Origin of the sequence: Prevotella sp. P5-126 (genome assembly GCF_002251185.1) — a bacterium.
Lineage (GTDB): Bacteria > Bacteroidota > Bacteroidia > Bacteroidales > Bacteroidaceae > Prevotella.
The window spans coordinates 1-10,783 of the sequence record NZ_NPIZ01000093.1 but is presented as its reverse complement, the minus strand read 5'-3'; the positions used below and the strand labels follow the sequence as shown (position 1 = coordinate 10,783).

At 37.9% G+C, this 10,783-nt stretch carries 8 protein-coding genes; all 8 read left to right on the top strand.

Annotated elements, in window-relative coordinates; all coding sequences use genetic code 11:
- The first annotated feature begins 295 nt into the window (after nt 1-295).
- From CIK90_RS11075 to CIK90_RS11040, 8 genes are read left to right on the top strand one after another with little or no spacing between them, the layout of a single operon-like run.
- Nucleotides 296-1,969, top strand: a complete 1,674-nt coding sequence (locus CIK90_RS11075; protein ID WP_094465412.1) for an RNA-directed DNA polymerase — start codon at nt 296-298, stop codon at nt 1,967-1,969.
- Nucleotides 1,970-1,975: 6 nt separating this feature from the next.
- Nucleotides 1,976-2,230, top strand: coding sequence for a hypothetical protein (locus CIK90_RS11070; RefSeq protein ID WP_144007271.1), 255 nt, complete (start codon nt 1,976-1,978; stop codon nt 2,228-2,230).
- A gap of 48 nt (nt 2,231-2,278) precedes the next feature.
- On the top strand, nt 2,279-2,890 hold the full coding sequence (locus tag CIK90_RS11065) for a hypothetical protein (RefSeq protein ID WP_094465408.1): 612 nt from the start codon (nt 2,279-2,281) through the stop codon (nt 2,888-2,890).
- 6 nt (nt 2,891-2,896) lie between these two features.
- The gene (locus CIK90_RS11060) at nt 2,897-3,796 is read left to right on the top strand and encodes a hypothetical protein (protein ID WP_094465406.1); all 900 of its coding nucleotides are present in this window, start codon (nt 2,897-2,899) and stop codon (nt 3,794-3,796) included.
- A 17-nt stretch (nt 3,797-3,813) separates the two neighbouring features.
- Entirely contained in the window at nt 3,814-5,046 is a 1,233-nt protein-coding gene (locus CIK90_RS11055; protein ID WP_144007270.1) for a hypothetical protein, read from the top strand.
- An 11-nt stretch (nt 5,047-5,057) separates the two neighbouring features.
- The gene (locus tag CIK90_RS11050) at nt 5,058-6,122 is read left to right on the top strand and encodes a DUF1848 domain-containing protein (RefSeq protein ID WP_094465402.1); all 1,065 of its coding nucleotides are present in this window, start codon (nt 5,058-5,060) and stop codon (nt 6,120-6,122) included.
- Nucleotides 6,119-10,246, top strand: coding sequence for a DEAD/DEAH box helicase (locus CIK90_RS11045; RefSeq protein WP_094465414.1), 4,128 nt, complete (start codon nt 6,119-6,121; stop codon nt 10,244-10,246). The genes CIK90_RS11050 and CIK90_RS11045 overlap by 4 nt, the downstream gene beginning before the upstream one ends.
- On the top strand, nt 10,243-10,641 hold the full coding sequence (locus CIK90_RS11040) for a hypothetical protein (protein ID WP_094465400.1): 399 nt from the start codon (nt 10,243-10,245) through the stop codon (nt 10,639-10,641). Before CIK90_RS11045 ends, CIK90_RS11040 begins: the two co-directional genes overlap by 4 nt.
- Nucleotides 10,642-10,783 lie beyond the last annotated feature (142 nt).

Sequence of the window (10,783 nt, the reverse complement as noted above, 5' to 3'; positions counted from 1 at the left end):
ACTTTGTCCTCGGTGATCATAGCGATTATTGTTTGTAAACTTTTGATTTTTTAGCACCTTAAAGTTACAACAATTTTCGCTAATCACCAAATTTTTAGACACTTATATTTCGTCGAACTCACGTTAATCTAGAGCGATTTGCAGCAAATTGTACCTGCAAGTCGCTCTCAGCTGTTAAAATGTAGCTAAAAAACGAAGATTCTTAGGTGTTTTTGTTTGTGTTCCGAATTTTATGACTATCTTTGTGGTCAAAATTTGACAATTCTACAGATGAATAATCGCTGATGACACCTATATGAGCAAAGCCGCTAGAAATATATTATCCTTGAATCATGATGAAGCGATGGACTTCTTCATGAAATCTGAGCAATATCATGGATTTGAACTACCAGAGTACTTTACGTTTGATGAAGTTCTGAAGTATGTCCGTGAGAAGGTAAGGACCATTCCTTATGAAGAATGCCTACAAAAAGGTGTTTCTCCAGACTCTCTCTCAGATGTTAATCTTGATATCTTGCTCAACAAGGATGGACGCTATGCCGTTCGTCCTATCATCCTAGCCAATCCTTTCCTCTACTACTTCCTTGTGCGAGAGGTTTGTTGCGAAAGCAATTGGCAAGTAATAAAAGATTTGTTTGAGAAGTTCAATGTCCCTCATATCACATCTTGTGCAATTCCAGTCATCCCTAATGAGAAAGAGCCATTCCATAAGGCAACGACCATCAATAATTGGTGGAATAGTATGGAGCAACGTTCCATTGAACTGTCATTGGAGTATCGTTATATGTTTGTGACGGACATCACCAACTGCTATGGTTCAGTCAACCCTCAGGCATTCGATTGGGCATTTATGCTCAAAGGAACTTCTTACAAAAAAGAGGATGAAAGCGTAATCGCCCAAAATATCCAGAGCTATCTAAGGGCATTCCAGCAAGGTCGCAACATCGGCATTCCACAAGGTAGTGCCATTTTTGACTTTGTCGGTGAGATAATCCTTGGCTATTCTGACCTTCTGTTGCACGAATCATTGCAAGCCAAAGCCAAGGAGTACGAGGAACAAGGCAAAACCTTTCCTCCATACGAGATTATCCGCTATCGTGACGATTACCGTATCTTCTGTAGCAATCGTGAGGCACTCGAAGACATCTCATACATCTTGCAGCAGGTTCTGGAGCGATTGAGTTTTCGCATGAATAGCCAGAAGACAAAGATAAGCGACAGCATTGTGACTGATGCTGTCAAGTCTGACAAGCTGGCTTACATCTACAACACTCCTATCTTCAACAAGAAAGGCGTTGATTTCGATAGCTACGAAAAGCATTTACTCTTTATCTTAATGTTTGCTCGTCAATATTCAGATAGTGGTTCAATAAAGACAATGCTGTCAGATATTGATAAACGTATAGGAGAGTGGCTCCATCCGCAAGATGAGAAAAAGAAAACAGATAGTATATTATGGGGTGATGTTGATTTAAGCGATGATGGTCATCTTGTAAAAACAGATCGAAAGAAAGCGCAGGAACCATATTACATCCCTGGTGGTAGCGTTCGTGCTCTCTCTGCCGTCTGCACCCAGATAGCACTTGAGAATGTCGGTTGCAGCCACTATGCCCTTCGCATCATCAGTCGTATGATCGATTCCCTGAAGGACATGGACGAGAAGCGCTCCATCATCGACTTAGTGTATCACAAGCTCTGCAACCAGCCAAACTCCTCATACAACCAGCTTTGGCTACAGAATATGACATACACCCAGGACAAGAAGCAAGGCACATCACCATACACCTTACGCCTATGCCAACTCGTTGCAGGCAAGACAGTGGAACCATTGTGGAATAACGATTGGCTGAAAGCCGAACTGACAACCAACATCCCATACGAAAGTATAGTCGATGGAGAAATCTTGAAGAAAGTAACTCCAGTGATTACGTTTAGGGAGACGAGGAGGTATAACGAAATAGAATACTAAATAGCTATGGACAGGTATGATATAATGAATGTAGGCCATGAATATATGATGGCAGAGAAATGTCGTAAAGATGGCGATGTTGAAAATGCCATTAAGCATTATCAATCTGCTATTGACAACTATAAATATGCCGACAACGAATATACGCTCTCTCCAGATTCACCATATGAAATCACGGAGTTGGGAGAAACCATTTCTTTCCCAGGTGTGAATAAAATGGTGTCTAATTCGTATAAAAGAATTAGGAAACTGAAAAAATAAATTATAATAAAGAATTTGACATTGTTAAACATTGGAAATTAATAAAATATGAGACTTTTAGATTTTATTCTCGGAAATAAGAAGGAAAAGCAACGTCTCGAAAGAGAGCGTCTTGCCGAACTGGAGCGTCAGCACAAGGCTGAGGAAGCGCGTATTGCCAAGGAACGTGAAGCACGCCTTGCTGAAAACCGTCGCAAAGAAGCAGAGCGCCAAGCTCGTTTGAGGGCACAAGCAGAAAAACAGAGATTGGAAAAACTCGCTGCGGAATTATCAAAAGACTTCGGGTCGCCAGCTTATAAAGAAGATAGATTTAGCAAGATGATTCGGGAGACTTCGTTTAACCCATTCAATTTGACTTGTGATCCAGCAGCAAATAAGAATCTGCAATTTGGTGACATGGTGTCAATTTTCAAAAACGAGCTGAATTCTAATCTTTCAAATGCAAAGCATTATGGAATGCCTTTGAAGGAAGCATTGAAGGGTTATGTGTTTAACATGATAGAAAGCTACTATAATAATGCTGGATATGTGCCAAAAGCAGCTGCAGACATTATTATAGAACAAATATATGCAGCTCTCCAACAAACTCCATACAGTAATTGTATAGAAAGCGAAGAACGATTAAAATACGAAATGTATTGGTGTTTTACCCATAATTAAAATTAGATGGAAATTGCATTAGTTATATACGGTGTTTCGTGGATTATCCTATTATTGGTATTTTTATATGCCAAATTTAAGAGCGATAATTCAATAGAAAAAGAACCATGGTATTTGTATGCTCTCATCATTGCTCTTGCTCCACTTGTGGTTTTCCTGCTAATTCCATATCTTCTAGTTGACGGGGGAATAAAGGATAGAAGGCAAAAGAACAAAAATAAAGAATCGGAAGCAAAGAAAAAAATAGAAAAAGCCCATCAAGAAGAAGCAAGTTTAGGATATATGTTTGCGTCTCAAAACCGCAACTCTATTAAAGCATCTTCTAGACAAATAGTTATAGGAAGATCACTAGTTGCACTTGCTCAAATGGAACAATATGATAGATTCCTTAAATGTCTAGACAAGTTATCTCTTCCCAAAGGATATACCTTGCTTGTAGACAAGGCAAAACATGAGGGGCTTGGCGACAAGAGCAATCTATACGTTAAAACGAGCGATGGTATAGACAATTACAACTATTTTGAGCATATTGAAGTCGAAGACTCTCTTGATGGAGCCTGGCAAGCATATCTTTTGTACAGTCTATGGCATATACTACCTACATTCTGGCATGGTGGATATGATAGCCGCACCTACATTTTCTCAAAAGAAGACCTTAAGGATTTACGAACAATCGAAGAATCAGATCAATGGGTCGTAAACCAGTTGACAGCTTATGATCTTTTTCCTGAAGTCGTAAAGTCTGACATAAATAACAAATACTACGTTACTTGTTGTTTCTGGTCTGATTGGGATGGATTAATAAGGGAACTTGTAGAAGTCACTATTGAAGACAATAAAGTTGTTGACATATTTGAAGTTCAGAATAAATCTGAATTTGCATATGATTGTGGAATCTTATATTAATAACAAACAATAAAATTATGGGATTATTAGATTTTTTATTCGGAAATAGCAAAGAAAAAGAGCGTCAAGAAGAGCTTGAACGCCAAAGAATTGCAGCAGAAGCTCGTAAGGCTCAACAACGTAAAGAAGAACAAGAACGTCAGGCTCGCATTAAAAAAGAACAAGCAGCGCGAGCAAGAATGATGACGATTGAGCCTTTTGTATTTAAGTCTAACTGTCATCAAAGATACGAAGGTGCATACCCCAAAATGGGGTTGCAGGAATGCCTTCGTACTGTGAGTGTAGTTAAAAATACCAATGGATGTAGTGGATATCAACTCCAGCCTGGTGATGGTTATATTATTAAGATTTTCAACGATGATGCTGGCAAACCTAACATGGCAGACAAGCCAATGCGTGTAGTGCGTAAGACAGACACATCCGTTGAATTAAGAGGTTACAAGGTCAATGCACTAACTCCTTTCGGTTGGCAAGAAATTGACCTTGCTGATTATGGACTATTGGTTCACTACGAAAACGGCAAAATATGCAAATGTGTTCTGCATATGTATGACAGAAACACATTCATTGAGTACCGCACACAATCTAATGATCCATTGAAGTCTGTTTCATCTAACAATGGTACCAGCGAATGTGAGGAATATGCGAAGTTAGCTCGTGAAGCTGCAGCAAATGGAAACACTTCAAGCGCACAACAATACGGACTAAAGGCATTGAATTCTATTATCGCGAATCCATCACAATTGAAATGTATCGCCAATGTCGATTCACTAGCATTAGCGCTTGGAAAGATGATGGAAGGTGACCATTTCCGCGACAATGATTCAATAAAGAGAGCTGTCGGTCTAACATACTATATGCTCTGCAAGGCCATAGCCCAAACAAACAAACAACATGATCCCTACTTGTTTGTTTATAGATTCTCTGTAATTTGGGAATATAACCAGGTATTCTATCATCTTTTTGCACACTCTGAGGGTACGAGCTATAATCCAAATCCTTATGACATATTCGGTCAGTCTTCAACAGCTGTTTACGACCATCATATGCAAGGTATGCAAATGGGTGACATGCTTCAGGAACCGAGGATAGCACGTCTTGATCCTGCTTTGGGAAATATATTTAATCAAATGTATGCTCAATATAGAACAACTCCATCTGAGCAAATAATCTCTTTAGGTAACAAATATCATAAGCAGGTATATGATTACTTATGTCGTAAAGTAGATTCTCTTGATTTTGATTTCTAACATTTCCTCACATGGCAACTTGGAAACATACAGATTTAACGATTGATGGGAGACTTGTCAAAGCGCAAGCCCCCATCATTGTGTCAGCAAGCAGAAGTACTGACATTCCAGCTTTTTACGCTGACTGGTTTTTCAAACGTCTTGAAATTGGTTATTCAGCCTGGACAAACCCTTTCAATGGTGTAAAGTCTTACGTTTCCTATGACAAAACACGTTTCATCATATTCTGGTCAAAAAATCCTCGTCCACTTCTCACTCATCTCGATGAGTTGAAAGAGCGAGGTATTGGTTGTTACATACAATACTCTCTCAATGATTACGAAGAGGAAAGACTTGAACGTGGTGTTCCTCTTCTTGCTGTGAGAATTGATACATTCAAAAGACTTGTAGATGCACTTGGCTTTGGAAGCGTTGTTTGGCGTTTTGATCCACTTATGCTTACTGATGATATTGACATTGACAAGTTGCTGAAGAAGATAGAGAATATAGGTGATCAACTGATAGGTTATACGGAAAAACTAGTGTTCAGTTTTGCAGACATAGCATTGTATCGTAAAGTGAAGTCAAATCTTGAAGCTAATGGAGTTCCATATCATGAATGGACGGAAGAGCAAATGATAGACTTTGCCAATAGGTTGGTTGACCTGAACAAACGTAAAGGTTGGAATTACAAACTTGCCACATGTGGTGAAAAAGGAAGATATCCAGGTGTTGAACCGAACCATTGCATTGATGACGAACTGATAATTCGCAGAGCTTATCATGACAAGGAACTTATGACTTTCCTTAAAGCAGACATCAAGCCAATGCCAGAGCAAGACCTCTTTGGAGAATCAGAACCTCTTCCCGAAGATGCAATAATTCTTGGCAATGGCCAGTATGCTACAAGAGGTGACAATCGAGATAAAGGTCAGCGAGAATTCTGCGGTTGCATGAAAAGTAAAGACATCGGTCAGTATAACACTTGCATTCACATGTGTGAATATTGCTATGCTAATACAAGTAAACAATCTGCAGCCGCTAACTATAAATGTCATAGAGAAAACCCATGGGGGGAAACAATTACAGGAAAATGAGTTACAATTCAGATATAAAGAAAATACAAAATCTTACAGTTAAGGATATGACAAGGGTTGCAACTCAATATGTTGTGCCCCAATATAAATTATGTCCTTGGGCATTTTGTGATTCACAGGGTCGTACATTGGAACATGGAACCGCAGTCCTCGAAACTGAGGATCAATGCAATGCATATCTGGCTGCATATGGACCGATGCATTACAAGAAACTTCTGAGAGCATTTGAAAGAGAAGAATTTCCATTCTCTGCATTAAAGGGAGGATTGGAAATTTATGACTGGGGATGTGGCCAGGGTATAGGAACTGTTGCATGCGTCGAAATACTAAGGGAATGCGGATTGCTCGCAAATCTTAGGAAAGTTACATTGGAAGAACCTTCTGATGTGGCAAGAGATAGAGCTTTTCTACATGTTTCTCAAGCACTTGTTGGACAAAGCACAGAGATTGTCCTTGAATCTAGATATCTTCCTTCAGATTACGACAATAGCAACTCTATCATATCCATTGATGTAAAAGAATCATGTGCAATTCACATTTTTTCTAACATCCTTGATATTGAAGCTGTCAGTTTGAAAGGGGTGTCAAAAATGATAACCTCGTCTGGCCAAAGACACATTGCTTTATGTATAGGTCCTGCAAATCTAAACGAGAGTCGCATCAACACTTTCAAGAACTATTTTAAGTCTGAAGGGTTGAGAGTATTCACGGATTTTCGTGATACTTTGTTTGGTAGACACCCAAACGGTCATGCTTATGGTTGTTTAATCAAGAGCTTCACATATCTACTGAATAAAGCAAAAGATATTCTTCATGAATACAAATATTTTGCACCTATTCAAAAGTATGCTTTGTATAGTGACAAGATAGAAAATTGCGACATAAAGAATGCTGCTTTTGAGATCTTGGCTCCCTTTGATATGACTGCTCATAAAGATCTATGTCCTACATTAGCTCTTATAAGCAATCTCATTTCACGTGGATGCCCAACTTTGGCAAGCAAAAGAATTGATGATGCACTTGCAGAACATCCCGAACAGCAAAAGCAAAAGGAATACATGGCTATTGCCAGAATACAAAAAACTCTGGTAGAAGCTATGATTTCTGATAGGTTGCCTATTATTAAAGACAATTGGAATATTCTAGTAATTGAAGATGGTACTGATGTCGCACAGTTGGCTATAGACGATTTCTCAGAAATGTATGAGCATCTTATTGCCATGACGGAAATGTACAATCACGAAACATTACCAGAGATAAGACTATTTAATAAAAAAACGGCAAATACGACAGAATCATACGATATAATCATAGATGTGTCTGTAGATAAATATTCTGAGCCAGACAAGGTCGTTTTCTCACAATACAAAGCAAACAATGATTGCTATTTTATTGTTCGCTCTTCAGAAACTATCTTTGAAGAAAGATATTTATATACAACAGAACGCATTAAATACAAACCTTTTGTAGAAAAGAATGATAGAGGAATCTATGAAGTTAATGAAGAACAATCTAAACATCTTAGGTATTTCCTGAACCTTATATTCAGAAAAGAAGATTTCCGTCCAGGACAGCTTCCTATTCTTAGCAGGGCATTACAGTTAAAGAGTGTGATAGGTTTGCTTCCTACTGGAGGAGGTAAGTCATTGACATATCAGTTGGCTGCAATGCTACAACCAGCTATTACGTTGGTTGTTGATCCACTAAAGGGATTGATGAAAGATCAATATGATGGATTGTTACGCGTTGGTATTGATAACATCTCCTTTATTAATAGTGATATTACAAAGGACTGGGAAGAAGGATGGCGTCGTCAAAATGCTCTTACAGCTTCTCAGATACAGATTATGTTCCTATCACCGGAACGATTAAGCATACATAAGTTTAGAGAGGTCTTGCGCTCTATGCGAGAATCTGAAGTTTATTTTGCTTATGGAGTCATAGATGAGGTGCATTGTGTTTCCGAATGGGGGCATGATTTTCGCCTTGCATATCTACACTTAGGAAGGAATCTATACAATTACGTTCTTCCTAAGGAAATAGATGGCGAGGATAATCACATTTCATTATTTGGTTTAACAGCTACTGCGTCATTTGACGTTTTGGCTGATGTTGAACGCGAACTCTCTGGAAGACAATCATATTCTCTAGAAGATGACGCAACAGTAAGATACGAGAACACCAATCGCTTAGAGCTGCAGTATAATGTCTATAAAGTAGATGCTGATGACATTGAGAAATCAAGGGATGTTGATGGACTGAAGGAAGATTGTCTTATCAAAGTCATAGATGATGCCACAAAGAAAATTTCGGAAATCCAAGATGAAGATGCAGTAGAATTCATTAAAGATCGTTTTGTTGAACGAGAAAATCTGATGGGATCCGACATCGTAAACGACATTTACGATACGGAACTTGACGTTAATGTAGGTACTAATTGGTATAATAAAACGAAAACAGAAACAGCAGGAATCGTTTTCTGTTTGCGGGCAAATAGAGAACAAAAAAGCTATGTCCGTAATAGTGTACCTACTGTTGAATCCACATTACGCAATAATGGTCTACGCAGTATATCATCTTATAAAGGAGGTGATGATACTTCCTGCCAAGATGATTTCCTTGAAGGCAGAACAAACGTGATGGTTGCAACAAAAGCTTTTGGAATGGGTATTGACAAGTCAAATGTGCGTTTGACATTCCATTTGAACTATCCTGGTTCATTGGAATCATTTGTACAGGAGGCTGGACGTGCTGGCCGCGATAAGAAAATGGCACTCGCTACTATTATGTATTCACCTAAAAAGTTTTGGGTAAAGAATGTAAAAACTAATGAGTGGCAACAATTCTCGGCAGACTATACCAATAACAAATTCTTCTATGACAGCAATTTCTTAGGTGAGGAATTTGAACTATACGTTATGAAGTTACTGATGAACAATTTGCGTGTTAGAATCAGTAACGAAGAATTTGTTGGTGTAGAATCTCCTACTATTGCAAAATCAAACGGTATAATTCAATATATTGAAAGATATGAAAAAGGTAGCGTACTTACTTATTATATATCATACGAAGAAGATGAAAGTGTGCTAGATAACTATAACAGGTTCCTATCTGCAAGAAATATGCCCGTATTTAGCACATGGAATGCAAAAAATCTCAAGAATGATAGAGGATATAGTTATATTTACGACTATGGTTCCGCGATTTACAAAGATGCGATCCAGAAGGCCATATACAGAATGTGTATTATCGGATTGATAGATGATTTCACCGAAGATTACGCAAAACATACATTCCGTATAACGACAATATGCCAAGATGAATCTAAGTATTTGGAATTCTTGCGTTTCTATTACCGTAAATATTATTCTGCAGAAAGAGCAGAAGTAATGATGCAAGAAGTAAAAGAACTTGCTCAAGATGAGGGTGTTATAATGGCATGTTTGCAACATCTTACATCATTCATATATAAAAGTATTGCCGATAAACGAGCAAGGGGCATACTTGATATGGAGCAGTTCTGCAATATGGCTATAAGTTCTGATAAGGATTGGAAAGAAACGAATGAAGATCTTAAAGATTTCATTTATTACTATTTTAACTCTAAGTATGCTCGTGAGGAATTTGTCACATATGATTCAAATTTAAATAGGGATGTTCCATTCTCCCTTAAAGACGATACGAACTTCGACATTCATTCTGAATCCGAGATTACAGATTTCGCACTTGTAATGAAGTATATGAGAGTCGTTGATCCTGAAATCGTAAATAATGACTCTCAGATGGATAATATCAAACACCTTCAAGGTGCTGTTCGTCTTATTCGTCGTGCAATCCTTGACGTTAACCCTGTTCTTAATCTCCTAAACGTATTTTGTATATTGTATTTAGGGCAACAATCTAATGAAATGTTAGAAGAAGAACTATACAATGACTATAAGGCTGTGTACAATATATATATGAACAGTGGAAAGGCTGACCTAATTGACGAGTATACAAATCTCCTTATTGCTCATTCTGCAATTAAAAACAAAGAATACATAAATAAAATACAATTGGCAATCCAACTGGATGATCATGTAACAGCAATTAATAGAATAACATATAAATACGCCCAATTATGATAGATCAGAAAATCAACAACTCACTTAAGGAGTTGGAACAAAGTCTTCAAAACATAGACTCTGCACGTAAACAAGTTGAGAAAACAGTCGGTTCATACGATGGATTAAAGAACGCGACATCTGAATACGTGTCAACTCTAAGTACCCTAACTAGCAAGGTAAGGGAATTAATATCTTCGATAGAGACAGACTATAAGCAAAAAGTCTCATCATTTGAAAAAGACAGAGAAACCATTGTTGATTCCACCAATGCTGCATTACAACAACTTTCCGATGTAACTGACAACTTTCAGAATTCTCTTAACAGTGTAGAGGCAAAATTGAAATATAGTTTGGTGCTTAATGGTGTGACCTTGGTTGCATTAGCTGCTGTATTATTTTTTGTTTTAAAGTAAGATGCTTTTTCACACATATCGATAATGACGAAATAGTTCAACTCGAACTACATCATTACCTGCTCCGCGAGTACCCTCAAGAGAATGATCGGTATGAGTTCTAGATTATATAATCTGGAAATCCATATAACATAATAATACA

Excerpts from the sequence above, each read along its gene's own strand:
- CIK90_RS11075 (WP_094465412.1), top strand. The coding sequence starts at position 296 with ATGAGCAAAGCCGCTAGAAATATATTATCCTTGAATCATGATGAAGCG.
- CIK90_RS11070 (WP_144007271.1), top strand. The coding sequence starts at position 1,976 with ATGGACAGGTATGATATAATGAATGTAGGCCATGAATATATGATGGCA.
- CIK90_RS11065 (WP_094465408.1), top strand. The coding sequence starts at position 2,279 with ATGAGACTTTTAGATTTTATTCTCGGAAATAAGAAGGAAAAGCAACGT.
- CIK90_RS11060 (WP_094465406.1), top strand. The coding sequence starts at position 2,897 with ATGGAAATTGCATTAGTTATATACGGTGTTTCGTGGATTATCCTATTA.
- CIK90_RS11055 (WP_144007270.1), top strand. The coding sequence starts at position 3,814 with ATGGGATTATTAGATTTTTTATTCGGAAATAGCAAAGAAAAAGAGCGT.
- CIK90_RS11050 (WP_094465402.1), top strand. The coding sequence starts at position 5,058 with ATGGCAACTTGGAAACATACAGATTTAACGATTGATGGGAGACTTGTC.
- CIK90_RS11045 (WP_094465414.1), top strand. The coding sequence starts at position 6,119 with ATGAGTTACAATTCAGATATAAAGAAAATACAAAATCTTACAGTTAAG.
- CIK90_RS11040 (WP_094465400.1), top strand. The coding sequence starts at position 10,243 with ATGATAGATCAGAAAATCAACAACTCACTTAAGGAGTTGGAACAAAGT.